This window comes from Butyricicoccus sp. Marseille-Q5471, assembly GCF_951230135.1.
In the GTDB taxonomy this organism is placed as follows: domain Bacteria; phylum Bacillota; class Clostridia; order Oscillospirales; family Butyricicoccaceae; genus Agathobaculum.
Map to the genome: position 1 here is coordinate 19,450 of NZ_CATNVC010000002.1, position 25,557 is coordinate 45,006.

The following is a 25,557-nucleotide window of genomic DNA, read 5'->3' on the forward strand; positions in this document are numbered from 1 at the left end:
ACACTAAAAGGAGGTAATGAACGATGAAGTCAGAAAATAGAACCTATATTGCTATCGACCTGAAGTCGTTCTATGCCTCCGTAGAGTGTATTGAACGCAATCTTAATCCAATGACCACAAACCTTGTGGTCGCTGATGCCAGCCGGACAGAAAAGACAATTTGCCTTGCGGTTTCTCCTTCTCTGAAAGCATATGGCATTCCGGGAAGAGCCAGGCTGTTTGAGGTCGTACAAAAAGTAAAGGAAGCCAATGCTCGAAGACAACAGAAAGTATCTGGCCGCAGTTTTACTGGCGCATCTTATCATGATGCCGAACTGAAAGCATCACCTACTCTCTCCCTTGATTATATCGTTGCGCCTCCACGTATGGCTCTGTATATGGAATATAGCACAAGCATTTACAATGTTTATCTTAAGTACATTGCACCCGAGGACATCCATGTTTACTCCATCGATGAGGTGTTCATGGACGTTACAGCATATTTAAATACCTATCAGCTCACAGCGCATGAGCTTGCCATGAAGATCATTCTTGATGTCCTGGACACCACTGGCATCACAGCAACCGCTGGTATTGGGACAAACCTCTACCTCTGTAAAATTGCAATGGACATTGGGGCAAAGCATATCCAGGCAGATAAAAACGGTGTTCGGATTGCGGAACTGGATGAGATGGCTTACCGCCGCTCCCTATGGACGCATCGTCCTCTTACTGACTTCTGGCGTGTGGGGAGAGGCTATGCAAAAAAACTTGAGGAACATGGACTCTATACAATGGGCGATGTTGCACGATGTTCCATTGGTAAATCTACTGATTACTACAATGAAGCCTTGTTATATAAACTGTTCGGCATCAATGCGGAATTGCTGATCGATCATGCCTGGGGGTGGGAGCCATGCACCATTGCCGACGTCAAGGCATATAAGCCCAGCACAAACAGCATTGGATCTGGTCAGGTACTGCATTGTCCTTATTCCTTTGACAAAGCAAAACTGATTGTTCGTGAAATGACCGAGCTGCTGGTACTGGATCTGGTTGATAAAGGGCTTGTGACCGACCAGCTGGTTTTAACAATAGGTTATGACATTCAAAACCTTCAGGACCCGGATTTGAGGAAGTCCTATCATGGCGAGGTAACCACAGATCATTATGGTCGCGTCATACCAAAGCACGCCCATGGCACAGGCAATCTTGGTAAACACACCTCCTCGACAAAACTGATCATGAAGGCTGTTATGGAACTGTTTGACCGCATCGTTGACAAAAAACTTCTGATCAGAAGAATCAACATCACTGCCAACCATGTGATTGATGAAGCGTCAATGCCAAAACCCGATGCCTTTGAGCAGCTTGATTTATTTACGGACTATGAAGCAGTCCGTGAAAGGCAAGCCGAAGAAGAAACCGAGCTCCAACGGGAAAAGAAAATGCAGAGTGCGATGCTGGCGATCAAAAAAAAGTTTGGAAAGAATGCAATCCTGAAAGGCACCAACCTGGAGGAAGGTGCAACGACCATAGACCGAAATAACCAGATTGGAGGGCATAAGGCATGAAGAATTCTTATGACGATATTATCAATTTACCTCATCATGTTTCTGCGACCCGTCCCCATATGCTTGCCCTCGACCGCGCAGCACAGTTTTCTCCCTTTGCCGCTCTGACTGGTTATGAAGCAGCAGTCAAAGAAACTGCTCGGCTGACGGATGAACAGGTAGAGCTGGATGAGGACTCCAAGGCTGCTTTGGAAATGAAGCTACGTATTCTGTCGAATGAACTTTTTAACCATCCGAAGGTCGAGATCACTTACTTCCAAGCCGATGCGAAAAAAGGCGGCGGCGCATATATCAATGCAATCGGTACAATAAAGAAAATAGATGAATACGAGAGAGTTCTTCTCATGATGGATGGGACAAAGATACCGATTGAAGCGATCATCGAAATCGAAGGTGAGCTTTTTCAGGCATATCTTTAATATCCTCTACCTGATAGTCTAATCAACGACTTGCACTCTTTCTCTGAAATAAAAAAAGCACCCTTCTGTTTCAATTCATACTGATGGGTGCTACATATTGAGTTGCATCCCTTGATCGGGATAGAGAATGGCGAGGCGAGAGGTTTGCAGCTCTACCACTTCACCAGTTTCAATCATTTCACGATGCAGAGCAATCCAACTTAAATCCTCCGCACCAGCAGGTTTGGGAGGACCGTGCCCATAACGAAAAGATTTTACGATCACGGCGATGTACTCGGATGCACCACAGTCCTCAAGAAGCTCCGTGTATAGATTGGACCGTTGTATGTCATCTACCTCCGGAATACCGCTCATAATTCCAGCATCGCGAATTCCTGTATTGGTTTCCAGACCAATGATAGAAAAAATTTTGCTCATGATGAATTTGACCTCCTACATTTTATAGTTTCTGTGTCATAAAAAATGGGAACAAAAAAGAGGCTAAGTCTGCAGGTCATTAAAGTTGACCTGAACCTTAGCCTCTTAATTTTCAACTGATAATATATTCACTTCTGCAAATCAATATAAAATTTCATTTCATAGTTGTGTAAGCTCTGAACCGTCTTGTAATTTCATCATCTTATTATGGTCGTATGACACCCTTACGAAGAATATTATCCCGGTTTTTTTAGCTACCTTCTCTTAACCCAAAACTATCGAATTTTCTTAAAATCATCTATGTCATCTGTGGAAGGGGCAAAAAAACGGGGTCAAAAATCGCATTTTTTGAGCTCTGAAACCGGTCATTTTCGAGCCAAAAACCACAATATATTGTGGTCTAACTCCTATTTTTCTTGTCCGAACCACAATACGTCATCATTATCACTGCTTCAACATGATGCGTCCGCGGGAAAAGGTCGAAGGCGGTTGCCTGTTCAACCTGATACCCCTGCGCCGTAAATTCCTTTAAATCCCGCGCAAGCGTCGCAGGATCGCATGAGATATAAACCACACGCGGCGGCGCCATGCAAACAATCGCGTCAATCGCATTTTGATCGAGTCCCTTGCGCGGCGGATCGACCGTCAGCACCTCCGGCTTTTCTCCTCGCTCCGCCAGCATAGCCGCGGCCTGCCCCGCGTCTGCGCAGATAAACTCCGCATTGGAGATGCCGTTACGGGATGCATTTTCTGTCGCATTCTCAATTGCCTGCGGCACAATCTCCACACCAATTACTCTTCTTGCCTGCTTTGCCAGTGCAAGCGTAATCGTACCGGCGCCGCAGTAAAGGTCAATGACAGTCTCCTGCCCTGTCAGCTTGGCATACTCCAGTGCGCAGGCGTAGAGCCGCTCTGTTTGTGCATGATTCACCTGATAAAATGCCTGCGGTGACAGCAGAAAAGAATTGCCGCAAAGCCGATCTTCAAGCAGCACTTCACCCCAAACCGCCATGGTGCGATCGCCCAAAATCACATTGTCTGTTCGCTTATTCACATTGAGCAGTACACCGGTCAAACCGCTGATTTGCTCGCGCAGCGTTTGCACCAACGCATCAAGCGCAGGCAGTTTTTTATTCGTCACAACCAGTGTCAGCTGACACTCACCGCTCGACTCGCCCGTGCGCACATAAATATGACGCACCAGTCCGGTGTTTTTTGTCTCATCATACGGCTGCACGCCATTTTGCTGCATCCACTCGCGCACCAACCGCGCAATGCAATCCGCGGTTTGCGACTGAATCAGGCACGCTTCATTCGGCACGATATCATGGCTGCGCTGACGGTAAAAGCCCGTCACAACGCTCCCCTCACGGTCAAGACCGACCGGATACTGCGCCTTATTGCGGTAGTGCACCGTCGATGGCGCACCAACGATGCCGCGCAGCACCGCGCCATCCAGACCGCCGATGCGTGTGAGCGCATCCCGCACCTTTTTTTCCTTTGCACGCAGTTCTTCCTCATAGCTGATATGCTGAAAGCAACAGCCGCCGCACTGTCCCGCATGCTCACACGCCGGTTCAATGCGATACTTGGAAGGCACAATAATCTGCTCAATCCGCCCAAATGCAACGTTCTTTGTCACTTTGGTAATGCGAATGTCACACTGATCCCCCACCGCCGTACGCGGCACAAAAATCGCGCGTCCGTCCAGTTTGGCTACACCGGTGCCGTCCGCTGTATAATCTATGATTTGCACACGATAAATTTTATTTTTAATAAGCTCCATTCTGTTCCGAGCTCCTTTTTTATTTGGTATCTGTATTATATCATGCCCACTGCACATACTGCAAACGAAAGGAGCGAACCGTATGGATAAGAAAGAGGTTTCCGGCAATATCCCCTTTGACTTTCTCAGCGAAATGGGACACAGTACCCGTGCGATGGATCGCTTTTTTGAATTAACGCCCGAAGAGCGCGAGCATCTGATTGAGCATGCGTCAATCGGTGAGCCCGCAGAGGAGCGTATTCGCAGCACACTGTCCTCCTTAGAAGAAGGCGGCGAGGGGTATTGGGAACGATATTAAAAAAAAGCGCCCGTTACGGGCGCTTTTCTTTATTCTGCACTGCCAAACAGTGCAGGTGCAACTTTGAACAGAACCGCCGCGGTCAGCGTGGTCAGAATGGTTTCAGGTACCATGTAGCTGGCGTTATAGCCTAGTGAATAAATCACCGCACCCATGCCATCCGTCACAATCGAGCCCCAAATCAGGAAGCCGGACAGGAACGAGCACAGGAAGCGAATCAAGCACACCACAGCCGTGCCGACAACGACGCCCGCCATACGGTTTTTGAAAGGCTTTGCAAACACACAGGCAGTGCCAAGCATGGTAAAGGCGACGATATAATCGAGCATAATCATGCCGAAATACGCCAAAACCGTACCGGCCGGAGGCGCGTACCAACCGGTCATCATCTGCAGCAGCGCGCAGGCAAGGCCGGTTATCATACCCCATTTAGGCCCGTGACGGAACGACACCAGCACGAACGGCAGCATCGACACCAGTGTGACCGATCCGCCGTTGGGCAGCTCGTAAATCTTGACCATCATCAGCACAGTGCCGATGGCAATCATCAGCGCACATTCTACCAGAATGTGCACGCGGCTCATATTTTTGGTCTCACTCATTTGAATTCCCCCGATTTTGATGTTTCAAGACAAAAAACGCCTCCGGCAGCTGGCCGAAGGCGTTCAAACGCGATTTCCGCACGCCAAACGGCGTGCATTCCGTATCTGACTCCCTCCGCCGGCATAATCCGGATCAGGTTCATAGGGTATTTCTCAGCCGCTTTGAGCGGCACCCCTGTCTTGTTGTGCTTTTAGTATAGCAGAGGAATTTTTTTATGTCAAGCACCGATCATTTCAGCCGCCATATCCATCAACTCATCCGCGGTCAGACCTGTATCATAGCCATACAACGAATGACGCTTGCCATCTTGCTCCCATGATACAAACTGAAAGAAATTCATTTCTACCTGATCCGAGCCAACAGATACCACAATGTCACCACTGCTCTCAGCTTCCTTCTGAGCCTCAGTTAACTCATAATCGGGCGGTACACTCAAATAATTGTCATCAGTGTAGGATACTTTAACCCCATCCACCTCTCGAGACTGCTTTACCGTGCCGCCAATCAGTGCATCCTGCGGCACACCGGTTTCCAACGACAACGTTACCCCATTTTTTTCATAAACTGCGTTAATATCCGTCCACTTGCTTTCGGTTTCACCAGCGTCACCACGTGCTTCCGAAAACACCTCATAGCCACTCTGGAATACAAATCCATTTGAGAACATCTCCGGAAGCTGTACACCTGCTTTCGAAGCAGTTTCTGCATAGCTCATCTTCTGATTGCTCCAAGAATGACTGTAAATGCCCGCCATGCTCGTTGCAGCAAATACACCGGTGACCGCAACAGCAAGCACAGCGCAAACCGTAATCGCCGTACGCTTCCACGAACACATTTTGCGACGCGGCGCGGTCGTGTTATTTTGCATTGCAAAATCCACACGTGTCTTGAGACGGTCGGGTGCTTTCAGGTCGTTTGTGCAGTCTTGCAGCGTTTCGCGTAATGCGCGATCCAGATTCATTTCATCCATGTAAAGAAGCCTCCTTCGGCTTTAATCCCTTTTCGGTCAGCGCCTGCCGCAGATGACGACGGGCGGAAAACAGGCGAGACTTGACCGTGCCTTCGGTCGCGCCAACAGCCTGTGCGATTTCCCGAACGGACAGCTCATCAAAATAATACAGCACGATCACCGTACGGCGCTTTTCATCCAGCACATAAAGTGCTTCATACAATCGCCGCTGCTCCTCAGTACGCAGCACCGCAGTCAGTGCTGATTCACCCTCGCCTGTTTCGAAAAGCTCGCACACAGGCTGTTCCCGGCGGCGTTTTTTGCAGTATTTCCATGCTGAGCGGCTGAGCAGCCGCATCAGCCACGGCCGGAATTTTGATCCATCCTTCAGGCTTCCGATATGCAGTGCGCATTGCACAAACGCCTCCTGCGCCAAGTCCTCGCCGTCTGCACGGTTGCCTGTGATCAGACAGGCTGTACGAAACGCATCATCCTTGAAGCGTTCATATAGCGCATCAAAGGCCTGCCGGTCGCCTTGCTGCCACCGCCGGACCAGTTCCTCGTCTGTCATCGTGTTCCTCCTTTGCTTCCTTGGTGCACCTGATAATAAGAGCCCTGATTGGATCGATCGGTTCATTTTTTTGTGAAATTTGTTAATGGACAATCGTGGACAGGTTTGTTCCTTGTATTTCCAGAACTCCTCCGTTATACTGAATATATCATGCCCGCCCATTTTTAGGAAGGACAAACGCACATGAACAAACAGGATTTCTTTGACGGACGAATTTTCGATGCATACCGATACTTCGGCGCGCACCTCGGCGAAAACGGGGTTACCTTTCGCCTGTTTGCCGGAACTGCGGCCAAGGTCACACTGACCGGCGCGTTCAACGGTTGGGATGAAACCGAACTGCTGCGCGACGGCACAGGCGGTTTTTTCACGCTAACCGTGCCTGCCGCCAGAACCGGCGACTTTTACAAATACCGTATTTATGCGTGCGACGGCAGCGTCACCGAGCACTGCGACCCCTATGGATTCGCGATGGAGCTGCGGCCCGGCTGCTGCTCCATTGTTACCGACCCGAACGAATATACCTTTACCGACGATGCATGGATGGCACACCGAACCGCAGGCCTTGACGCACCGCTGAGCATCTATGAAATGCACCTTGGATCGTGGAAGCGCAATCCGGTCGATCCGAACGGATGGTATCGCTATGACGAGCTGGCCGAACTGCTTATCCCCTATCTGCGCGACAACGGCTTTACTCATGTAGAGTTTCTGCCGCTGTCAGAGCACCCGTTTGACGGCTCGTGGGGATATCAGAACACCGGTTTTTTTGCACCTACCTCGCGTTATGGCAAGCCTGCGCAGCTCAAGCAGTTGATTGATTGCCTGCACCAAGCAGGTATCGGCGTCATCATGGATTTTGTGCCCGTTCACTTTGCGGTCGACAACTATGGTCTTGCCCGATTCGACGGCGCACCGCTTTACGAATATCCTAACGCAGCCGTCGGTGAAAGCGAATGGGGCAGCTACAATTTCATTCACTCACGTCGCGAGGTACGGTGCTTCTTACAGTCCGCCGCACACTACTGGCTAGAGGAATTCCACTTCGACGGTCTGCGCATGGACGCGGTTTCTCGCCTGATTTATTGGCAGGGCGACCCCAATCGCGGAGTCAATGGGGATGCACTGACCTTCCTCAAAGAGATGAACGCCGGACTCAAAACGCGGCATCCCTCCGCCATGCTGATTGCGGAGGATTCGACCGCCTATCCGGGCGTGACCCAGTCGGTTGCAGACGGTGGTCTCGGCTTTGACTACAAATGGGACTTGGGATGGATGCATGACACACTGGAGTATCTACAAACACCTCCCGAACTGCGCACGCGGGACTACCAAAAGCTGCTTTTTTCCATGGAATACTTCCAGAACGAGCACTATCTGCTTCCCCTTTCCCACGATGAAGTGGTGCACGGCAAAGCCGCTGTGCTGCAAAAGATGTATGGAGCGGACGCGGCGCAAAAGCACGCGCAGGCACGCGCACTTTATCTCTATATGTTCACTCATCCGGGCAAAAAGCTCAATTTTATGGGCAATGAGATTGGAATGATGCGCGAATGGAGCGAGCAGTCCGAACTGGACTGGCCGCGGCAGGCAACCGCCTTCCCCGCATTCTTCCGTACACTCAGCTGCCTTTATCGCGACCTTGACGCGCTTCACGGCGACTTTTTCCCAGAAAATTTCCGCTGGCTTAATTGTGAAAGTGCCGAAGCATGTCTCTACGTGTTTGAGCGGCGGCACGGCGATTCCTGCATCCTTGCCGCGTTCAATTTTTCTGCCAAATCCCAACAGATTCCGTCGATTCCGGACAGCGCCTCCCTGCTGCTGCACACGGACTGGGTGCGTTTCGGCGGTCAAACACCGGAGGCGGACGGTGCCTTCCCATCGCCTGCCACACTCCCACCATACAGCGGCGTGCTGCTTCAAGTCAAATAAAAAAAGAGAGCCAAACGGCTCTCTTTTTTATTACATCTTCGGAAACAGCTCTTGATCGACGACTGCTTCCAGCGGCATGCCGGAAAATCCGACCGACGCCAAACCGTCAATAAAGCGGCTGACCGATGCGAGCAGCACCGAAATATTGTCCGCAATAAGGCCAACGTTCTTTTCCAGTTCCAACGTGCCATCCAACAGCGTGTTGTGCTTGAGGAACAGCTGCCCCGCCTGCGGGAAGAAACCAAACGAACCAAGTGCACAGAAATCGTTGCAGTAGCCGCACGCCCGGCGCAGCTGCATCGCATTTTGCTCCGGCACGCCCTGGAACAGGGTTACGAAGAACTGAAGCAGACCCTCATCCTCGTGCGGCAGCGGCATCGGAATAAAACAAATTTCGAATACCACATCTTTTGCCACCTTACCCTGCCGCATCGCTTCACAGCGCAGCAGCAGCGGGGCATTTTCGTTTTGCATCAACTCGGCGCGGAAGCCGTTCTGGTTGAGCACCTGCGTCATGCAGGTCAAAATCTGTTGTTGCTGTTCTACCTTCATGCTTTTTTCACTCCAATATCGGTACGGAAATGAGCGCCTTCAAACTGAATTTTGCGCACATCCGCATATGCTTTTTCGATTGCTTCTTCCAGTGTGGGTGCGGTTGCGGTCACGCCGAGCACGCGTCCACCGTTGGTCAGCATTTTGCCGTCCGCGAGCTTGGTGCCCGCGTGGAATACGTAAGATTCGGTCACATCATCCAAACCGGTGATTTTCTTACCCTTTTCGTACTCCTTCGGGTAGCCGCCCGACGCCATGCAGACACAGCACGCGGCATTATCCGCCCACTTAATCTCGATTTCATCGAGCTTTTCGTCAATGACTGCGTTAAACACATCATACAGGTCGGTTTCCAGACGCGACAGCACCGCCTGCGTCTCCGGGTCTCCGAAGCGTGCGTTGTATTCAATGACCTTCGGACCCTTGGGCGTCAGCATCAGGCCAAAGTACAGCACACCCTTGAACGTGCGTCCCTCCTGCTCCATCGCTGCCACAGTGGGCTTGAAAATGGTTTCCATGCACTCCGCTGCGATTTCGTCCGTGTAAAAACGCGACGGCGAGAATGCGCCCATGCCGCCGGTGTTCGGACCCTTATCGTCATTATAAACGCGCTTGTGATCCTGCGCGGACGGCATGGTCTTGAGCGTCTTGCCATCCACAAAGGCCAGCACCGAAACTTCTGGGCCGGTCAGGAACTCCTCAATCACCACGCGTGCGCCGGCACCGCCAAACGCACCGCCGTCAATCGCGTCCTTGACGGCCTCAATGGCCTCTTCCTCCGTCATTGCAACGGTAACGCCCTTGCCGAGCGCAAGTCCGTCCGCCTTAACGACGATTGGCGCACCGTTTTCTTTGATATATTCAATCGCGTCTGCCGAATTTTCAAACACAGCATAGCCCGCGGTCGGAATATGGTATTTCTCCATCAAATCCTTTGCAAAGGACTTTGAGCCTTCGATGACAGCCGCGTTCTTGCGCGGGCCAAAGGCGCGGATACCCGCCGCCTCAAGTGCATCGACCATGCCGAGCGCAAGCGGATCGTCAGGCGCGACCATCACGAGATCCGGCTTGTGTTCCTTTGCAAAAGCCACAACGCCGTCAATGTCGGTCGCCTTGAGGTTGACGCATTCCGCGTCCTGCGCGATGCCGCCGTTGCCCGGCGCACACCAAACTTTATCCACCTTGGAACTCTTTTTTAAAGTATGGCAGATAGCATGCTCTCGCCCGCCGCCGCCAATCACTAAAACTGTCATTCTGATTCCTCCAAATTGATTGTCCTGCGATAATACACCGATAGCAGAATAAGTGCCGCTGCCCCTGCGGCCGACACCATCCACGAAACCGCACTGCCAATCGGAAACCCTTGGCTCAGCCGGAAGCAGGCGCTTCCAAACAGCACGCCCAACCAGCCGCCGAACGCCGCATACGCCCACATAAACATCGCGCCGCACAGCGTGGTCAGCACCAGTGCATACAGCAGAATTAGGATGGGCAGATTCCACTGCGAAAGGACTGCGGCAATCGCTGCAGCCATCCCTGCGAGTTTGAGTGCTACGGCAACAAAAACTGCGCCTAGCGCACTATAAAACACACTTTTGAAGGCTTTTTCCCGCTCCGCCAGCAGCTGTGCGCCGTTAGCGATGCCGATAAAGCCCAAAAGCTGCGCGAGCCATGCGAACGATCCCGTCCACAGTCCGGCAATCAGCATTGCAATACCCGCCGATAGGTTGAGCAATGCCTGCTTTCTATACTTCATTCGCTGACTCCTTCCGCGCTGATATATTCTCGCTGTGTGCGAAAGAGCACAAGTATCATGCCGATTAGGCTGAGCACCTGCACGGTATTGCCGGCGCTCTGTACCGTATCACTGAAATTCGTCAGCGACATTGCAGTCTGCAAAACCAGTGCAGCCACCCGCGCCGCGAGCAGCACATAGGTTATTAACGTGCTCTCACCCGCTGCCCTTCTCTGTGCTGCGACAGCGAGCAGCAACCCGCCTTCTGTCAGCAGGCCGAGTGCAAGCACGGCTATACTGTACGCAATTTGTGCCGAACCTTGCGCCAGAATTGGCAACCCCGCCGCAAGACTGAGTAATGTGCCTGCCGCAGCTGATGCCGCCACTGCCGTGTAAAACTTTGTGGCTCGCCGCAGCGCAAACGCGCCCAATGTAATGAAGGCGCATGCTGCCGCCCGCGCCTGCGAAGCCGTAGACACCAGCATGAGCAATATTCCCAACGCTATGCCCTGATAGGCGAACCATCCGGTTGCTGTTCGCTTCATCTGCACGTCCTCCTCAGCCGTCGAGCAGTCCACGAGCACGCCAGAGATAGCGCACCATGAACACATAGGATACGATTCCGCCGATCATCGCGGCAATTTCAAGTCCCAGCTGCGCGATAAACAATGAGGTGAACTGCCCCTGCGCAAGCGATATGGCATCCTGTCCCACGAACAGTGGCAGAAAACCAATCATCGACGCCGCGCGGGAAATGAGCATGCTCATCGCCCAGCCGCGGCCGAGCACCAATGTGCCACACGATACATCAGCTTCGCTGAGCATACGGTCAAACGCACGCTGCAGTGGCAGATACATAACCAGATACACCAGATTGATGCCGATATTGACCGTCCACGTCGGCACCACGCCTGCCGGCAGCAGGCAGGATATCAAGCCGCCCGCCACCGCGGCCGCAACTGCCAGCCAACAACGCACCATATAGGCACCGATTGCGGTGAGCACATAAAATACCGCAACCAGTGTCACCATGAGCATGCTCAGGTCCGCCGCAGCCGATGCAGCGCACATCGCACCGGCTGCCTGAAACACAAGCGCGCCCAGCAGCAAAGTTGCCGAGCGTCTTGCGGATTGATGTGAATACATTAATGATGGAACAGGCGCATACCGGTAAACGCCATAACAATGCCATACTTATTGGCTGTGCTGATGACATGATCGTCACGAATCGAGCCGCCCGGCTGAACAATATACTGAACGCCCGACTTGCGTGCACGCTCCACATTATCGCCAAAGGGGAAAAACGCGTCCGAGCCGACGGTCACGCCGGTGTTTTTCTGAATCCACGCCATACGTTCCTCGCGGGTCAGCACCTCAGGGCGCACCTTGAAGGTGTTCTGCCACACGCCGTCCGCAAGCACGTCCTCATACTCATCGGAAACGTAGATGTCAATCGCGTTATCGCGGTCAGGACGGCGAATACCGTCCACAAACTGCAGGCCGAGCACCTTGGGGTGCTGACGCAGGAACCAGTTGTCCGCCTTCTGCCCCGCCAGACGGGTGCAGTGGATGCGGCTTTGCTGACCCGCACCGACGCCGATGGTCTGACCGTCCTTGACATAGCAAACCGAGTTGGACTGGGTGTACTTGAGCGTGATGAGCGACAGAATCATGTCGTGCTTGGCGCTCTCAGGCAGCTCCTGATTTTCGGTCACGATGTTGCCGAGCAGTTCTTCGCTGATTTCAAAATCGTTATAACCCTGCTCAAAGGTGATGCCGAAGATGTCGCGCTGTTCCAGCGCCTTGGGGACGTAGTTCGGGTCGATTTTGACCACGTTATAGCCGCCCTTACGCTTTGTTTTGAGAATTTCGAGCGCTTCATCGGTATAGCCCGGTGCGATGATGCCGTCAGACACCTCGCCAGAAAGGTAGCGCGCGGTATCCGCATCACACTCGTCGGACAATGCCGCCCAGTCGCCGTAGGAGCACAGACGGTCTGCGCCGCGTGCGCGGATATAGGCGCACGCAATCGGGGACAGTTCCTGCTCGCCTTCCACGAAGTAAATCTGCTTTTCCACATCGCTCAGCGGCTTGCCGAGTGCCGCGCCCGCCGGAGAAACGTGCTTAAAAGAAGCCGCTGCCGGCAGTCCGGTCGCCTTCTTGAGGGACTTGACCAGCTGCCAGGCATTGAACGCATCACAGAAGTTGATATAGCCGGGGCGGCCGTTCAACACCTCGATCGGCAGTTCGCCCTCCGTCATAAAGATACGGGCAGGCTTCTGATTGGGGTTGCAGCCGTATTTGAGTTCCAGTTCTTTCATTTGCCCTTCTCCTTACACGTGCTTGTTCTTGACGACCTGCTTAAATTCGCCGGTCTCAATGTCGGTATAACGAACAAACAAGGATACCTTGTTCTGATCGTTCAGGCTGTTCCACAGCAGCTCGGAGAACTGCTCAATCGGATAAGAGATGTGCACAGCCTTCGGCTCGCCGCGGAAGGACGGCAGCGGATCGCCGTCGCACATGTAGGTGTGGATAAAATGACCCACGCCCGCGACCGGTGCATCATATTCGAAGAAAAAGCGCTTGTTGCAGGACGGATCGCCCTCAAAGCTCTTCAGAATGGACAGCGCATAGGCACCGTCCTTCTCCACCACGCCGGAAATGCGGGGCGTGAAATTCGGGCCGTCCGGCTCGAAGCAGCGGGTGCGCAGCGCGGAGATGTAATCCTTGCCTTCAAGCAGTGCGTCGCGCACGGTATCGGTTTGGTCGCCGTTGGTCACGATTGTCGTGTCGCCCACCTTGCGCACCGGATGATAGATAATCAGCGACGGATCGGTCATCTTGGATGCATCGAACGCTTCGGTGCGGATGCCGTCCTCCGTCTCCGTAAAAATGCGGTTGCGGCTGTTCTCCGAACGGCCCATGATAAAGTAGGCAATGACTGCCGACTTATTATCAAGGCTGCGGCCAAGCAAAATACCGCGGCCCGGATAAGCATTGGAGCACAGCTCCTCAGAAATATGCAAAATACCCATTGATATTCTCCTTTCAGGGGTTACCGTATTGTCACAATGTCATTCTCCACCTGCAGGCGGCCTGCGCAGAAATCTGACACGGCCTGCGGCAGCAGCATCCACTCTGCCTGCTCCATGATGCGCTTCTGCAGTGTCTCCGGTGTGTCTCCATTTTCCACCGCGACTGCCTTTTGTGCGATGATTGCACCGCCGTCGACCACTTCCGACACAAAATGCACAGTTGCACCGCTCACCTTCACCCCTTTAGCGAGTGCGGCCTCATGGACGCGCAGGCCGTAGAAGCCCTCGCCGCAGAACGACGGAATGAGTGACGGATGCACATTGATGATGCGGTTTTCATACTTTTTGCAGAAGTCGTCGCTCAGCACGGTCATAAAACCGGCGAGGACAACAAGACCGACGCCCTTTTCGGTCAGCAGCGCGTCAAGCGCGTCGCCATATGCGTCGGCCGAGTCAAAATCACGGCGGCGCAGCACGGCGGTTTCAATACCGACCTTTGCCGCACGCTCCAGCGCATAGGCGTTCGGGTTAGACGAAACGACCAGCGTGATTTTTCCGTTTTCAATGGTTCCGGCAGTCTGTGCGTCAATCAGCGCCTGCAGATTGGTGCCGCCGCCCGAAACAAATACTGCGATGTTTACCATATATTCTTCCCTTATCGGAGCGGGGCGATTCTCATCGCCCCGCCGAATGCCAGTTTACTTCAGGTCAACGCCCTTTTCACCGGCGACACACTCGCCGATGATGTAGGCCTTCTCGCCCGCTGCCGAAATCGCAGCAACCGCACGGTCTGCATCCTCAGCTGCAACGGCCAGCACCAGACCCGCACCCATGTTGAACGTGTTGTACATGTCGCGCTCCGGAATCTTACCGGTCTTGGCAATCAAATCAAACACTGCCGGAAGGGGCATTGCCGCCTTCTCGATGTTGGCGCGGATACCGTCGTGCAGCATACGCGGAATGTTCTCGTAAAAACCGCCTCCAGTGATATGGCTGATTGCCTTGACGTCAACCGTGCCCACCAGCGACTGAATGGCCTTGACATAGATTTTGGTCGGGGTAAGCAGCTCCTCGCCCAGCGTCTTGCCGAACTCGTCAATATAGCGGCGCACCGACTTTTCATTGATGCCGAGCGTCTTGCGCACGAGCGAATAGCCGTTGGAATGCACGCCGGAAGAGGCCACGCCAATCAGCACGTCGCCCACCTTGAGGTTTGCGCCGTCAATCATATTCTGACGATCGACCATGCCGACCGAGAAGCCGGCCATATCGTACTCATCTTCGGGGTAGAAACCAGGCATTTCCGCCGTCTCGCCACCGATGAGTGCACAGCCCGCCTGACGGCAACCTTCGGCCACACCTGCGACCATCTGTGCCACGCGCTCCGGCTTATTCTTGCCGACCGCAACATAGTCGAGGAAAAACAGCGGCTGCGCGCCGCAGCAAGCAATATCGTTGACACACATGGCAACGCAGTCGATGCCGATGGTGTCGTGTTTGTCCATCAGGAAGGCCAGCTTGAGCTTAGTGCCCACGCCGTCGGTGCCCGAAACGAGAATCGGCTCGGCCATTCCCTTGAAATTGGGCTTGAAAAGGCCGCCAAATCCGCCGAGCGTACCGATTACGCCGTCGGTAAACGTGCTTTCGACCATGGGTTTCATGAGCTTGACGGCTTCGTAACCCGCAGTTACGTCTACACCGGCCGCCTTGTAGCTTTCGGAACGGCTGTCATTCATAATTCAATCTCACTTTCAAACATATTCTTTTCTGCTTCCTCCGGCACCTCGACCGGGTATTCACCCGAGAAGCAGGCGTCACAGAAGCCAAGCTTGCAGCCTACCGCAATTTTGCGAGTAGCCTCAAGCGACAGGAATCCAAGCGAGTCCACGCCGATAATCTGGCGCATTTCCTCGACCGTACGGCCGTGCGCAATCAGCTGACTGCGCTCAGGAATGTCGGTGCCAAAGAAACAGGGATGACGGAACGGCGGCGCTGAAATACGCATATGCACCTCAGCCGCGCCCGCGTCGCGTAGCAGCTTTACCAGACGGGCAACCGTCGTACCGCGGACAATCGAGTCGTCAACCATGATGACACGCTTCCCCTCGACCGCCGTGCGCAGTGCGTTCAGCTTGAGACGCACCGAACGCTCGCGCTTTTCCTGTCCCGGCTGAATAAAGGTGCGCGCGATGTAGCGGTTTTTGATCAGACCGACACCATACGGAATGCCGGAATACTTGGCATAGCCAATCGCGGCGGGAATGCCGGAATCGGGCACGCCGATTACCACGTCCGCGCCGACCGGATGCTCAATCGACAGGTATTTGCCTGCCTCCTGACGTGCCAGCTCGACCGAAGCGCCGTCAATCACCGAGTCCGGACGGGCAAAATAGATATACTCAAACACACAGGCCGAGGTCTTGCACTCGATGCCGCAGTGCATGCTCTTGAGTTCGCCGTTTTCCACCACGCAGACCTCACCCGGTGCCACGTCACGGATGAACTCCGCGCCGAGCGCGTCAAGCGCGCAGGTCTCCGAGGTAAAGATGTACGAACCGTCAAGCCGTCCGATACAGAGCGGACGGAAGCCGTGCGGGTCACGCGCGGCAATCAGCTTGCGGGGAGACATGATGACAAGCGAGTACGCGCCCTCAATCACCTTCATAGTGTTGACAACCGCTTCTTCAATCGAACCACACTTGAGACGCTCGCGCACGATGGTGTAAACCAGCACTTCGGAGTCGTTCGACGAGCGGAAAATGCCGCCGCCCATCTCGATTTCCCGGCGCAATTCGCCCGCGTTGACCAGATTGCCGTTGTGCGCAATCGCAAGATTACCCTTAACGTGCGTAATCGAAATCGGCTGCGCGTTTTCACGCGACTGCTTGCCGGTCGTCGAGTAGCGCACATGACCGATGGCCATCTGTCCGGGCATGGCGTCAAGATTCGTCTGATTGAATACACTGCTGACCAATCCGACGTCCTTGTGGCAGTGGATGACACCGCGGTTGTTCACCGCGATGCCGGCAGCCTCCTGGCCGCGGTGCTGCAGCGCAAACAGCGCGACATAAGCCTCGTGCGCGACGGATAATTCCTTATCCTCCGGCGTGGCGATGCCAAATACGCCGCACTCCTCATGCACCTTGTCATAAGGCAGGCAGTTTTGCTTTTTGATTCGGTATTTCATGTATTTATTTACCCATTACACGCTTCATGATTTCGTTATACGCTTCTTCAACGCCGCCCATATCACGGCGGAAGCGATCCTTATCCAGCTTTTCCTTGGTGGTCTTGTCCCACAGACGGCAGGTGTCCGGGCTGATTTCGTCCGCAAGCACAATTTTGCCGTCCGAGGTCTTGCCGAACTCCAGCTTAAAATCAACGAGAATGACGTTCAGGCTGTCGAAATAGTCCTTCATCACTTCGTTCACTTTGAAGGCCATCGCCTTGATCTGATCGATTTCAGCCTGCGTTGCCAGACCCAGTGCCAGCGCATGGTAGTCGTTGATCAGCGGGTCGCCGAGGTCATCGTCCTTATAGGAGAATTCAATCGTCGGTGCAGTGAACATAATGCCCTCCTCCACGCCGTAGCGCTTGGCGAAGGAGCCGGCCGAAATGTTGCGGATGATGACCTCAAGCGGTACGATATCAACCTTCTTGACAACGGTCTCGCGATCGGACAGCTGCTCTACAAAATGCGTCTCCACGCCCTGCTGCTCCAGCAGCTGGAACATGTGATTGCTCATCACGTTATTGATAACGCCCTTGCCTGTGATGGTGCCCTTCTTTTCGCCGTTGAACGCGGTTGCATCGTCCTTGTAGGAGACAATGACGAGGTTTGCGTCATCCGTTGCGAATACCTTCTTGGCCTTGCCTTCGTAAAGCTGTTCTTTCTTTTCCATGACTAATTTCCTCCGTTTATATCTTATTTTTCGTGATGCAAATCAGACAATTATTATTCGAACTGTGCTTTTATCTTTTCATCCTTGGCGACAACCTCATCCGCCATATCGGCCTTGAAATGCGCAAGCTTTGCGGCAAGCGTCTCATCCGAGATGGCCAGCATCTGCGCGGCGAGGATTGCGGCGTTGTCCGCGCCGTCGATCGCAACAGACGCGACCGGAATGCCCTTGGGCATCTGTACGATGGAAAGCAGGCTGTCCATGCCGCCCATGACCGAGGTGGCCATCGGCACACCGATCACCGGAAGCGTAGTATACGCTGCAAGCACACCGCCAAGATGGGCGGCCTTGCCTGCGGCGGCGATGATGACACCGAAGCCGTCGTCCGCGGCGTTCTTCGCCAGAGATTCTGCGACGGCAGGCGTACGGTGCGCTGAACAGATGCGCACCTCTGTCGGAATATCAAAGGATTTCAGACGGTCAACGCACTTTTCCATTACCTTGAGGTCACTGTCAGACCCCATGACGACCAGCACTTTTTTCATCGTTGGTTCCTCCTCATTTCACGTGGCGTCATCGCCGCAAAAAAACAAAACAGGATACGGGTATACCGCATCCTGGATGGTCTCAATTGGCTGCACGAGTGCCCGTAACGGTGCTCGTGGACTTAGATTTATGATTGAAAAACTGCATGCAGATAGACAGGGACGCTTTCTCTAAGAATACGCTGTACGTCATATCTGCACCTCTTTTCAAACGCTCACTTGGTGATACAAGCCTATTTTATCGAATCACCGCGACAATTGCAAGCCTTTAACATTGTTTTTTCACAAATCGTGCAAATGCCCAAACTTGGGCGCAAAGACTGTGGTTTTTTTTGCAGGTTAACCCTGTGATTCGTCCAGCACGCCCCTGCTGTACAGGATTTTCTCCATCTGGTGCACACGCTCGGTCCACGAACAGCTTTTGCCGTAGGCCAAACGCTTTGCCACCTTGTCGGCATCCTGCTCCGCCGCGGCTGTGTCGCACAGGGTCAAAAACTCCGCCGTGTCATGCGCAATGTACACCACGTCCTTAAAATCCTCCACCTGTAACGGCTCACGCGTGGAAACCACCGGCTTGCCGGTTGCAAGGTATTCGTAAAACTTCAGCGGAGACACGTCCTTTGACAGCGCGCCTGCTCGAAACACGTTGAGGCACACATCGAACTGCGCCAGATAAGCGGGCAGCTCAGGCTGTGGGACGAGTCCGTGAAACACAATGTTCTTGTACTGCTTCAGGTGGGTCAGATCAACACCGGGCAGCGTGCGCCCGATGAGCACGATTGTCGCCTCCGGCCGCTGCTTTGCCAGCTCCTCAATCAGTGCATAGTCAATACATTCCTGCAGCATGCCGACAAAGCCATAAATCGGATGCGGCAGCCCCTTTAAATCTTCCGGACAGGACAGCGTGTCCCGCTCGGTCTGCACCTTGGAGAAAATTTCATACGCCGCACCGTTGGGAATCATTTCGGTGGAGGGATTCATCTTTTCAAGCGTTTCGGCCAAGCCGACCGCGGTCGCAAACACCTGATCGGCGGGCGCAGCCAAATCGCGCTCCATTTGATCGACGACAGCGGGCGTAATGTGTCCCTTATAGGCCGAGTGCCGGTCAACGCAGTCGTAGACCAGTTTTTTGTGCGGCACGTGCGCCACAATGTCACACGACGAGGGTGAGTAGCACCAGAGCACCGTCTCTTCTCCAAAGCCGTGCTCGCGCATCTTCTGCCGCACGAATTTGGCCTGTCGCTTCTGGTTGATTCTGTTCACCCAGCGGTACTTATTGAAGAACGGCAGCACCGGCGGCAGCGCATAGACCGTGATATTTTCCTGCACCTGTTCACCCGGCTGCTTGTGTTTGTTGATATAGGCCGAAGCCTTCTTGTCCTTGAGCGGCGCAATCACCGAGACCGGCGGGTCAAAATAGAGAATCTCCGCATTCTGCAGGCGGCTCATCACATTCTGCTTGCGCGTCGGCAGCGGATGGTAGTTGGTCGTCGAAAGACAGACGATATGGTTTTTCATCAAAGTTTCAGTCCTTTTCGGTTGTCATGCCCAACAGAATTGCCGCGCCGCGAACATTTTCCTGTTCCCGCTCACGCAGCATTTCGGCGGTTTTGCGCACCTGCTCATCGAGTGCACCCGACACGCATTCATCAATCAGCTTGTACAATTCTTCGGCGCGCACAGTTTGCAGCTGCAGGCAGGTGCGGCTGCCGATATATTTCAGAAAGCCGTCGACCTTAATGTCGTAGCTCATACCGACGACCGGCACGCCCTGTCCCGCCGAGAACATCAGCGAGTGCAGACGGATGCCGACGACAGTCGTCATTCTGGCGAGTATGCCGATGGTCACCTCAATCGGCTGTCTCGTGCGGATGGTGTGCCACGGACATTTGAGCAGCGCACCCACACGCTCCGCAGGCATCAGGTCACTCGGAAATTCAATCGGCACAAAGACTGGTGTCAGCCCGTGCTTCTCATAGGCATAGGTCGCAGCTGCTGCGATTTCGGGAAGTGCGGCGTCCAATCCTTTCCAGTTGCGCAGACCGAAGCCGATATAGTGTCCGTTCGGGTCAATGCCGCTCTGCTCTAACGCAACGTTTACCATCTCACGCGGTGCAGCATCCAGAATGATGGTCGGGTCGGCGGAAACGCGGATGTCCGGCCGGAGCACGCCCATTCGCCGCAGTTCGGTACGGGAATTATCGTCGCGCAGGGTAATACGGTCAACGTAACGGTCAATCACACGTGCGGCCATGTCGCGGTTCATCGTTCGGTTAATCGGTCCGATGCCGCAGCCGTACATCATCACCTTACAGCCGTGCCGCTTGGCCGCACGCAGTGTATACAGATAATATTGTATCGAGCGCGTCGACGTCACATCCTGCATCAGCGAGCCGCCGCCGTTGATATAGAGCGCCGCCTTGCGGAAGCGCTTGAGCACCGCAAATACATTAAAGGTATAAATCGCGCCTGTCCGATAGACCAAACGCGTCTCCTTCGGACGGCGGGACATGACGCAAATCGGTCTCGACGGGTCGAGTTCCCGCATTTCCTGCACGATGGCTTCGAGAATTGCGTCGTCGCCCGCGTTGCCGCGTCCATATGCGCCGCAAATGACGATGCCGCGCCGCGCGTCCCGCGGCGTATGGAACCGCGCAAGTACATGGCGGTAGTTCTCCATCTGCCGCTCGCACATTTTTTCCTTGGAAAAATCGCGGGAGGCTTTTTCGTAAAGCGCGTCGGCGAACTTCTGACGCAGCCCCGCATCGTTTCCGAGCTTGGACAAGTACCGCGCCAACTGCATGTAATCACCGATTTGAAAGATATAGCCGTTTTCTCCCGTATCAATTAGTTCCGGCATGCCGCCCACGTCCGAACAGACGGTCGCACAGCCCGCGCAGACGCCTTCCAGAATCGAATACGGAAAGGTCTCCGACACAGACGACAGCAAATTAATATCCATCGCGCGGAAGAAGGGCTCAACCGGCGACACCCAGCCGCAAAAGGTCACGCGATCTGCAGCACCGAGCTGGGCAGCCAGTTTTTGCAGCATCTCCAAATCTTCGCCATCACCCGCAATGAACAGGCGCAGCTGCGGCGCTTCCTTGAGCGCTTCGGCAAAACCGCGCACGGTCGTTGCAATGTCCTTGACCGCGGTCAAACGCGCTGCAATGCCGCAAAGCACATCGCCCGGCTCGATTTCCACCCCATAGGTTTCGCGCAGGTAGGCCGCGCGGTCAAACGCACCCTGCGGCTTGTGGAATTCCATACCGTTATAGATTTTCACAATCTGCTCTGGGTCGAAGCCGCGCTCAATCAGCGTACGCGCCATGCGGTCGGCCACCGGCTGGTAGAAATCCAAAAAACGCAGCGCAATCGCATTGGCCGTGCCGAAGGTGTGTTGTTTAAATGGATTACCGAGGTAGTCCAGCCGATAATCCGAGTGCACCGTTGTGATAATTGGCACCTGCCGGCTGCGGCGCATCATCGCACCCATCAGGTTGGCACGGCCGCCGTGACAGTGGATGATATCCGGCTTGAATTCATCCACCAAGTCGCGCATGGCGTGCACCGCGCGAAAGGGATTGGTGCGCTCAATCACACGCACGTCAATCCCGCGCTCCCGTGCTTCATCCGCGAACGGGCCCGCGCGGAACGAGAGCAGCATCACATCGTTCTGCTCATTCAGGCCGGTCACCATATTCATAATATGGGTTTTGGCGCCGCCAACATCGCCGCCGCCCATCACATGCATCACTCGCAACAGGGGTTCCTCCTAACGAAACCATATTTATTTGATTATAGCACAATATGTCCCGCTTTGCAATTGACGCAAATCCGTGCTATACTGACTTTATCTATCCGAAAGCGAGGTGTCTTCCCTTTTGTCCGGTAAAAACACCATGACGCGCGACGCAATGCTCTTCCTGCCTGCGAAAATCATCGAGGGTCTGCTTATCATTGCGTGCTCGTCTCTCTATACGCACCTGTTCCTGAAATCAACGGTCGGTACGTTTAACTTTGTAAACTTTAACGTGCAGATTGCCTACCTCGTATTGGCAGGCTGGATGGCAAACGCCGCCACGCGCTATGTCGGCGAGGAATATCATAAGGATCAGGGTCGCGGTCTGTTTTCCACCGTTGCGACCATCTACATGATCATTTGCGGTGCGGTTGCAGTATTCTGCTGCGTGGCAGCAGCTGTCACACGTGATCCGCTGTACCTCGGCTTTATGGTCATGTTTTTCAGCTACACCATCTTCCAGATTCTCAATTCCGCACTCATTCAGTTGGGACGGATGAAGGCTTCCATCGTATTGAGTCTGACCTCCGCGGTGCTCAAGCTGGCCGTGGCCTATGCCCTTGTATATGGCATGAACAATCCCGCATCCCCCTTCCCCGCGATTGCAGCCAATACGGTTGCGGATGGCATTGCAGGCATCGGCGCGGTCGTGGCACTCAGCCTGCCCGTTGTGGTGCGGCTGCAATTTTTCTCCAAGGAGCTGTTTCGGAAATTTCTGAAATACGGCTTGCCGCTGATGGGCGTATCTATTTCGGTCGCCCTGCTTAATCAAATCGACAAATACCTCGTCGTCGGCTTCTTTAACATGGACGTTTACGGCATCTATTCCAGTAACAACTCCATCTCAAGCGGCCTTTTTACCATGATTTCAGTGGGTATCATGCGCGGTGTATATCCGGCTGTGCTGCGCGGGTGGCGCGAAGGCGGACAAGCTGCCGCAAAGCCCCTGCTCGATCAGGGCGTACGGCTGTACCTGCTGATTGCGGTGCCGGCCGTGGCCGGTCTTGCCGCCGTGTCGCTGCCCATGAGCCAACTGCTGTTTGACGTGACGAAGGGCTATGATATCGGCGCCCCTGTTATCGCTTATACTGCGCTCGCCATGCTGTTTATGGGCCTGACCGAGTACGCGAACAAGGCCTACGAGCTTGAGCAGTCCACCGGACACGTGCTGCAGAACAGCGCCATTGCCGCCGTCATCAAGGTGGTGTCGAGCATCATCCTGCTGCAGACCGTCGGCTTCGTCGGCGGGGCGATTGGCTCGGTCGTAGCATTTGCGTCTTATTTCATCATCACCTGCCTGCGGGTACGCCGCCGTTTCCTGTTCCGCGTGCCGATGCTCCGGCTGGTTCGCATCGTCGGCAGCGCGGTATTATGCGGCGCTGCGGCCTACGGCTGTACGCTGCTGCCGATTGCGAATGTGCTGCGTCTTGCGCTTGCGGTTTTCTCCGGTGCGGCTGTCTATGCGTGCGCCATCATCCTTTCCGGCGAAGGCAGAGAGGAATTTCACGCAGTTATGCGTAAAATCCGCCGATAATCCGCGTTTTACCTTGCGTAAACACGAATTATATGGTACAATATAACCCTGTATGAAAATGCTGAAATAGAGAGGCGTTAAAGTTATGGAATTTGTTCACGATCCCAAGCAGTACGTGGATATCATCAAAATAGCCGGCGAGAGCATCGGCTCCGAGGTATCCTTCCGCGGCACCGTACACCGCGTGCGCGATATGTCTGACTTTTCGTTCATCATCGTCCGTGTGGAACGCGGCCTGATTCAGTGCACCTTCCAGGGCGATCAAATCGGTGATATCGCACGTTCGGACGTGCGCGATGCAATGGTTATCGAGGTCACCGGCCTTGTGCATGAAGAACCCCGCGCCGAGCACGGCTTTGAGGTTGTGCTGCGCGATATCAAGATTCTCGCCCGCCCTTACGAGCAGCTGCCCGTGCCGCTCGGCAAAAAGTACATGGGCCTGTCGCTCGATGTTGACCTGCCGCTGCGTCCGATTACGCTGCGCCATCCGATTAAGCAGGCTGTCTTCCGCGTACAGGGCGCGATTGCTGACGGTTTCTCCGAATATATGCTGTCGCAGGGCTTCACCCACATTCACACGCCTAAGATTGTTTCCGCCGGCGCAGAAGGCGGCGCAAACATCTTTAAGCTGGATTATTTCGGCCAGCAGGCTTACCTTGCTCAGTCGCCGCAGTTCTACAAGCAGTACACCGCCGGCGTATTTGGCCGCGTGTTTGAGGTCGGCAACGTTTACCGTGCCGAGCGTCACAACACCAGCCGTCACCTGAACGAATATATCGGTCTTGACTTCGAAATGGCCTACATCGACTCGATGTACGATGTCATGGAGATGGAAACCGGCATGCTCAAGTATGTGATGAACTATCTCAGAGAGCACTGCGCCGAAGAGCTTGCACTGCTCAAGGCTGATATCCCGGAAATCAAGGAAATTCCCTCCATCCGTTTCCATGAGGCCAAGCAGATTATGGAGGAAAAGTACGGTCATAAGTCCAAAAACCGCTATGACCTGAACCCCGATGAAGAGGTTATGCTCTGCAATTGGGCAAAGGAAGTACATGGCTCGGAATTTGTATTCGTCACCCACTTCCCCTCTTCCAAGCGTCCCTTCTATGCCAAGGACGATGAAGAGGACAAGAAGCTTGCCCTGTCGTTTGACCTGCTGTTCCGCGGTTTGGAAATCACCACCGGCGGCCAGCGTATCCACGACTATCAAGAGCAGATTGATAAGCTCGAAGAGCGCAAGATGAACGCCGAGCTGTTTGAATCCTTCACCATGCTGCATAAGTATGGTATGCCCCCGCACGGCGGCCTGGGCCTTGGTCTGGAGCGCCTGACCATGCAGCTGCTCAAGCTGAGCAATGTGCGCGACGCTTCCATGTTCCCGCGTGACATGAACCGTCTCGAGCCGTAAGAAAACAAACCGAATCCTGCTTGCTTTCAGCGGGGTTCGGTTCTTTTTTACAGTCTGTTCTCCCAATCCCCTTATTCGCATATTATACAAATTCTCCATGCATTATTTATGCATATGTCACAATATCCAGTATGATTTTACCAGCTCGGCGGCAAAAATGATGAAAATACAAATTTTCGTAAAAAACTCTTTTTTTTCTTAGGTTCTATGGTATAATGATAACTAAGTTAAGTCTGTATTTTTATGAGGAGGTAATAGTAGTATGACCAGAAGCATTCGCGTTAAGAATACCGATGATATCCAGAAGATCAACAAGATTGTAACCAAGTATGGTTTTGATATTTGGATTCACGGCAAGAGCGGTATGGTGGACGCAAAGAGCCTGCTCGGCATGTTCCTGCTGTCCCTGAACGAGCCCCTGCAGATCGTACTCGAGGACGACGTTGATCCGACCGCACTGTTCAAGGATCTCGCTGACTACCTGGAGATTGACGACTAATTTCCGCACAC

General features: G+C 53.8%; 26 protein-coding genes and 1 riboswitch. Of the genes, 7 read left to right on the top strand and 19 right to left on the bottom strand.

Translation table 11 applies throughout. The annotated features are described in order from the left end of the window. Nucleotides 1-23: 23 nt before the first annotated feature. Together QOX26_RS02615 and QOX26_RS02620 are read left to right on the top strand one after the other, a co-directional pair. A complete protein-coding gene (locus tag QOX26_RS02615; protein WP_283673335.1) occupies nucleotides 24-1,553 on the top strand; it encodes a Y-family DNA polymerase in 1,530 nt (509 codons plus the stop codon). Beyond that, nucleotides 1,550-1,972: a hypothetical protein gene (locus QOX26_RS02620; protein ID WP_283673336.1), complete on the top strand. Its 423-nt coding sequence runs from the start codon at nucleotides 1,550-1,552 to the stop codon at nucleotides 1,970-1,972. Before QOX26_RS02615 ends, QOX26_RS02620 begins: the two co-directional genes overlap by 4 nt. Before the next feature lie 90 nt (nucleotides 1,973-2,062). On the opposite strand, the gene QOX26_RS02625 is transcribed toward QOX26_RS02620, so the two are convergent. Together QOX26_RS02625 and rlmD are read right to left on the bottom strand one after the other, a co-directional pair. Further along, nucleotides 2,063-2,389 carry a hypothetical protein gene (locus QOX26_RS02625; protein WP_283673337.1) on the bottom strand — a complete coding sequence of 109 codons (327 nt, stop codon included), beginning with the start codon at nucleotides 2,387-2,389 and terminating at the stop codon, nucleotides 2,063-2,065. 400 nt (nucleotides 2,390-2,789) lie between these two features. Further along, nucleotides 2,790-4,175, bottom strand: coding sequence for a 23S rRNA (uracil(1939)-C(5))-methyltransferase RlmD (gene rlmD / locus QOX26_RS02630; protein WP_283673338.1), 1,386 nt, complete (start codon nucleotides 4,173-4,175; stop codon nucleotides 2,790-2,792). Nucleotides 4,176-4,257: 82 nt separating this feature from the next. On the opposite strand from rlmD, the gene QOX26_RS02635 reads away from it, so the two are divergent. Further along, complete coding sequence (locus tag QOX26_RS02635; protein WP_283673339.1) at nucleotides 4,258-4,473, top strand: hypothetical protein; 216 nt, start codon at nucleotides 4,258-4,260, stop codon at nucleotides 4,471-4,473. 29 nt (nucleotides 4,474-4,502) lie between these two features. Here QOX26_RS02635 and thiT read toward each other — a convergent pair whose 3' ends face one another. From thiT to QOX26_RS02650, 3 genes are all read right to left on the bottom strand, one after another. Continuing rightward, nucleotides 4,503-5,075, bottom strand: a complete 573-nt coding sequence (gene thiT, locus QOX26_RS02640; protein ID WP_283673340.1) for an energy-coupled thiamine transporter ThiT — start codon at nucleotides 5,073-5,075, stop codon at nucleotides 4,503-4,505. 93 nt (nucleotides 5,076-5,168) lie between these two features. Further along, nucleotides 5,169-5,262: riboswitch (TPP riboswitch) on the bottom strand. 31 nt (nucleotides 5,263-5,293) lie between these two features. Next, nucleotides 5,294-6,046: a DUF4179 domain-containing protein gene (locus tag QOX26_RS02645; protein ID WP_283673341.1), complete on the bottom strand. Its 753-nt coding sequence runs from the start codon at nucleotides 6,044-6,046 to the stop codon at nucleotides 5,294-5,296. After that, nucleotides 6,039-6,596 carry an RNA polymerase sigma factor gene (locus QOX26_RS02650; RefSeq protein ID WP_283673342.1) on the bottom strand — a complete coding sequence of 186 codons (558 nt, stop codon included), beginning with the start codon at nucleotides 6,594-6,596 and terminating at the stop codon, nucleotides 6,039-6,041. Before QOX26_RS02650 ends, QOX26_RS02645 begins: the two co-directional genes overlap by 8 nt. Before the next feature lie 183 nt (nucleotides 6,597-6,779). Between QOX26_RS02650 and glgB the strand changes: the two genes are divergently transcribed. Beyond that, nucleotides 6,780-8,528: a 1,4-alpha-glucan branching protein GlgB gene (gene glgB / locus QOX26_RS02655; protein ID WP_283673343.1), complete on the top strand. Its 1,749-nt coding sequence runs from the start codon at nucleotides 6,780-6,782 to the stop codon at nucleotides 8,526-8,528. 30 nt (nucleotides 8,529-8,558) lie between these two features. On the opposite strand, the gene QOX26_RS02660 is transcribed toward glgB, so the two are convergent. The 14 genes from QOX26_RS02660 to csaB form a co-directional block, all read right to left on the bottom strand. Beyond that, nucleotides 8,559-9,080: a hypothetical protein gene (locus QOX26_RS02660; RefSeq protein ID WP_283673344.1), complete on the bottom strand. Its 522-nt coding sequence runs from the start codon at nucleotides 9,078-9,080 to the stop codon at nucleotides 8,559-8,561. Further along, entirely contained in the window at nucleotides 9,077-10,333 is a 1,257-nt protein-coding gene (gene purD / locus QOX26_RS02665) for a phosphoribosylamine--glycine ligase (RefSeq protein WP_283673345.1), read from the bottom strand. The genes QOX26_RS02660 and purD overlap by 4 nt, the downstream gene beginning before the upstream one ends. Beyond that, nucleotides 10,330-10,836 carry a hypothetical protein gene (locus tag QOX26_RS02670; protein ID WP_283673346.1) on the bottom strand — a complete coding sequence of 169 codons (507 nt, stop codon included), beginning with the start codon at nucleotides 10,834-10,836 and terminating at the stop codon, nucleotides 10,330-10,332. The genes purD and QOX26_RS02670 overlap by 4 nt, the downstream gene beginning before the upstream one ends. After that, a complete protein-coding gene (locus QOX26_RS02675) occupies nucleotides 10,833-11,360 on the bottom strand; it encodes a hypothetical protein (protein WP_283673347.1) in 528 nt (175 codons plus the stop codon). The genes QOX26_RS02670 and QOX26_RS02675 overlap by 4 nt, the downstream gene beginning before the upstream one ends. A 13-nt stretch (nucleotides 11,361-11,373) precedes the next feature. Beyond that, nucleotides 11,374-11,961, bottom strand: a complete 588-nt coding sequence (locus tag QOX26_RS02680; protein WP_283673348.1) for a hypothetical protein — start codon at nucleotides 11,959-11,961, stop codon at nucleotides 11,374-11,376. Further along, nucleotides 11,961-13,136: a phosphoribosylaminoimidazolecarboxamide formyltransferase gene (locus QOX26_RS02685; RefSeq protein ID WP_283673349.1), complete on the bottom strand. Its 1,176-nt coding sequence runs from the start codon at nucleotides 13,134-13,136 to the stop codon at nucleotides 11,961-11,963. Before QOX26_RS02685 ends, QOX26_RS02680 begins: the two co-directional genes overlap by 1 nt. 12 nt (nucleotides 13,137-13,148) lie before the next feature. Then, nucleotides 13,149-13,853, bottom strand: a complete 705-nt coding sequence (locus QOX26_RS02690) for an IMP cyclohydrolase (RefSeq protein WP_283673350.1) — start codon at nucleotides 13,851-13,853, stop codon at nucleotides 13,149-13,151. 20 nt (nucleotides 13,854-13,873) lie between these two features. Next, on the bottom strand, nucleotides 13,874-14,497 hold the full coding sequence (gene purN, locus QOX26_RS02695; RefSeq protein ID WP_283673351.1) for a phosphoribosylglycinamide formyltransferase: 624 nt from the start codon (nucleotides 14,495-14,497) through the stop codon (nucleotides 13,874-13,876). Nucleotides 14,498-14,551: 54 nt separating this feature from the next. After that, nucleotides 14,552-15,589 (bottom strand): phosphoribosylformylglycinamidine cyclo-ligase, encoded by a 1,038-nt coding sequence (purM, locus tag QOX26_RS02700; protein ID WP_283673352.1) that lies wholly within the window; start codon nucleotides 15,587-15,589, stop codon nucleotides 14,552-14,554. After that, nucleotides 15,586-17,040, bottom strand: a complete 1,455-nt coding sequence (gene purF / locus QOX26_RS02705) for an amidophosphoribosyltransferase (protein ID WP_283673353.1) — start codon at nucleotides 17,038-17,040, stop codon at nucleotides 15,586-15,588. Before purF ends, purM begins: the two co-directional genes overlap by 4 nt. A 4-nt stretch (nucleotides 17,041-17,044) precedes the next feature. Next, nucleotides 17,045-17,755: a phosphoribosylaminoimidazolesuccinocarboxamide synthase gene (gene purC, locus QOX26_RS02710; protein ID WP_283673354.1), complete on the bottom strand. Its 711-nt coding sequence runs from the start codon at nucleotides 17,753-17,755 to the stop codon at nucleotides 17,045-17,047. 53 nt (nucleotides 17,756-17,808) lie between these two features. Continuing rightward, the gene (gene purE, locus QOX26_RS02715) at nucleotides 17,809-18,300 is read right to left on the bottom strand and encodes a 5-(carboxyamino)imidazole ribonucleotide mutase (protein ID WP_283673355.1); all 492 of its coding nucleotides are present in this window, start codon (nucleotides 18,298-18,300) and stop codon (nucleotides 17,809-17,811) included. 339 nt (nucleotides 18,301-18,639) lie between these two features. Then, the gene (locus tag QOX26_RS02720) at nucleotides 18,640-19,818 is read right to left on the bottom strand and encodes a glycosyltransferase (RefSeq protein WP_283673356.1); all 1,179 of its coding nucleotides are present in this window, start codon (nucleotides 19,816-19,818) and stop codon (nucleotides 18,640-18,642) included. 7 nt (nucleotides 19,819-19,825) lie between these two features. After that, entirely contained in the window at nucleotides 19,826-22,054 is a 2,229-nt protein-coding gene (gene csaB, locus QOX26_RS02725) for a polysaccharide pyruvyl transferase CsaB (RefSeq protein ID WP_283673704.1), read from the bottom strand. Nucleotides 22,055-22,184: 130 nt separating this feature from the next. Between csaB and QOX26_RS02730 the strand changes: the two genes are divergently transcribed. From QOX26_RS02730 to QOX26_RS02740, 3 genes are all read left to right on the top strand, one after another. After that, complete coding sequence (locus QOX26_RS02730; protein WP_283673357.1) at nucleotides 22,185-23,636, top strand: lipopolysaccharide biosynthesis protein; 1,452 nt, start codon at nucleotides 22,185-22,187, stop codon at nucleotides 23,634-23,636. Nucleotides 23,637-23,721: 85 nt separating this feature from the next. Next, nucleotides 23,722-25,047: an aspartate--tRNA(Asn) ligase gene (gene aspS, locus QOX26_RS02735; RefSeq protein WP_283673358.1), complete on the top strand. Its 1,326-nt coding sequence runs from the start codon at nucleotides 23,722-23,724 to the stop codon at nucleotides 25,045-25,047. A 262-nt stretch (nucleotides 25,048-25,309) separates the two neighbouring features. Then, the gene (locus tag QOX26_RS02740; protein WP_283673359.1) at nucleotides 25,310-25,546 is read left to right on the top strand and encodes an HPr family phosphocarrier protein; all 237 of its coding nucleotides are present in this window, start codon (nucleotides 25,310-25,312) and stop codon (nucleotides 25,544-25,546) included. Nucleotides 25,547-25,557 lie beyond the last annotated feature (11 nt).

Coding starts and splice junctions, on each gene's coding strand:
- QOX26_RS02645 (WP_283673341.1), bottom strand. CDS start 6,046: ATGGATGAAATGAATCTGGATCGCGCATTACGCGAAACGCTGCAAGAC.
- purD (WP_283673345.1), bottom strand. CDS start 10,333: ATGACAGTTTTAGTGATTGGCGGCGGCGGGCGAGAGCATGCTATCTGC.
- QOX26_RS02720 (WP_283673356.1), bottom strand. CDS start 19,818: ATGAAAAACCATATCGTCTGTCTTTCGACGACCAACTACCATCCGCTG.
- QOX26_RS02740 (WP_283673359.1), top strand. CDS start 25,310: ATGACCAGAAGCATTCGCGTTAAGAATACCGATGATATCCAGAAGATC.
- purN (WP_283673351.1), bottom strand. CDS start 14,497: ATGGTAAACATCGCAGTATTTGTTTCGGGCGGCGGCACCAATCTGCAG.
- QOX26_RS02685 (WP_283673349.1), bottom strand. CDS start 13,136: ATGAAAGAACTGGAACTCAAATACGGCTGCAACCCCAATCAGAAGCCT.
- thiT (WP_283673340.1), bottom strand. CDS start 5,075: ATGAGTGAGACCAAAAATATGAGCCGCGTGCACATTCTGGTAGAATGT.
- glgB (WP_283673343.1), top strand. CDS start 6,780: ATGAACAAACAGGATTTCTTTGACGGACGAATTTTCGATGCATACCGA.
- purC (WP_283673354.1), bottom strand. CDS start 17,755: ATGGAAAAGAAAGAACAGCTTTACGAAGGCAAGGCCAAGAAGGTATTC.
- rlmD (WP_283673338.1), bottom strand. CDS start 4,175: ATGGAGCTTATTAAAAATAAAATTTATCGTGTGCAAATCATAGATTAT.
- QOX26_RS02670 (WP_283673346.1), bottom strand. CDS start 10,836: ATGAAGTATAGAAAGCAGGCATTGCTCAACCTATCGGCGGGTATTGCA.
- csaB (WP_283673704.1), bottom strand. CDS start 22,054: ATGCATGTGATGGGCGGCGGCGATGTTGGCGGCGCCAAAACCCATATT.
- purE (WP_283673355.1), bottom strand. CDS start 18,300: ATGAAAAAAGTGCTGGTCGTCATGGGGTCTGACAGTGACCTCAAGGTA.
- QOX26_RS02620 (WP_283673336.1), top strand. CDS start 1,550: ATGAAGAATTCTTATGACGATATTATCAATTTACCTCATCATGTTTCT.
- QOX26_RS02660 (WP_283673344.1), bottom strand. CDS start 9,080: ATGAAGGTAGAACAGCAACAACAGATTTTGACCTGCATGACGCAGGTG.
- QOX26_RS02680 (WP_283673348.1), bottom strand. CDS start 11,961: ATGTATTCACATCAATCCGCAAGACGCTCGGCAACTTTGCTGCTGGGC.
- QOX26_RS02675 (WP_283673347.1), bottom strand. CDS start 11,360: ATGAAGCGAACAGCAACCGGATGGTTCGCCTATCAGGGCATAGCGTTG.
- QOX26_RS02650 (WP_283673342.1), bottom strand. CDS start 6,596: ATGACAGACGAGGAACTGGTCCGGCGGTGGCAGCAAGGCGACCGGCAG.
- QOX26_RS02690 (WP_283673350.1), bottom strand. CDS start 13,853: ATGGGTATTTTGCATATTTCTGAGGAGCTGTGCTCCAATGCTTATCCG.
- QOX26_RS02625 (WP_283673337.1), bottom strand. CDS start 2,389: ATGAGCAAAATTTTTTCTATCATTGGTCTGGAAACCAATACAGGAATT.
- QOX26_RS02615 (WP_283673335.1), top strand. CDS start 24: ATGAAGTCAGAAAATAGAACCTATATTGCTATCGACCTGAAGTCGTTC.
- purM (WP_283673352.1), bottom strand. CDS start 15,589: ATGAATGACAGCCGTTCCGAAAGCTACAAGGCGGCCGGTGTAGACGTA.
- QOX26_RS02635 (WP_283673339.1), top strand. CDS start 4,258: ATGGATAAGAAAGAGGTTTCCGGCAATATCCCCTTTGACTTTCTCAGC.
- aspS (WP_283673358.1), top strand. CDS start 23,722: ATGGAATTTGTTCACGATCCCAAGCAGTACGTGGATATCATCAAAATA.
- purF (WP_283673353.1), bottom strand. CDS start 17,040: ATGAAATACCGAATCAAAAAGCAAAACTGCCTGCCTTATGACAAGGTG.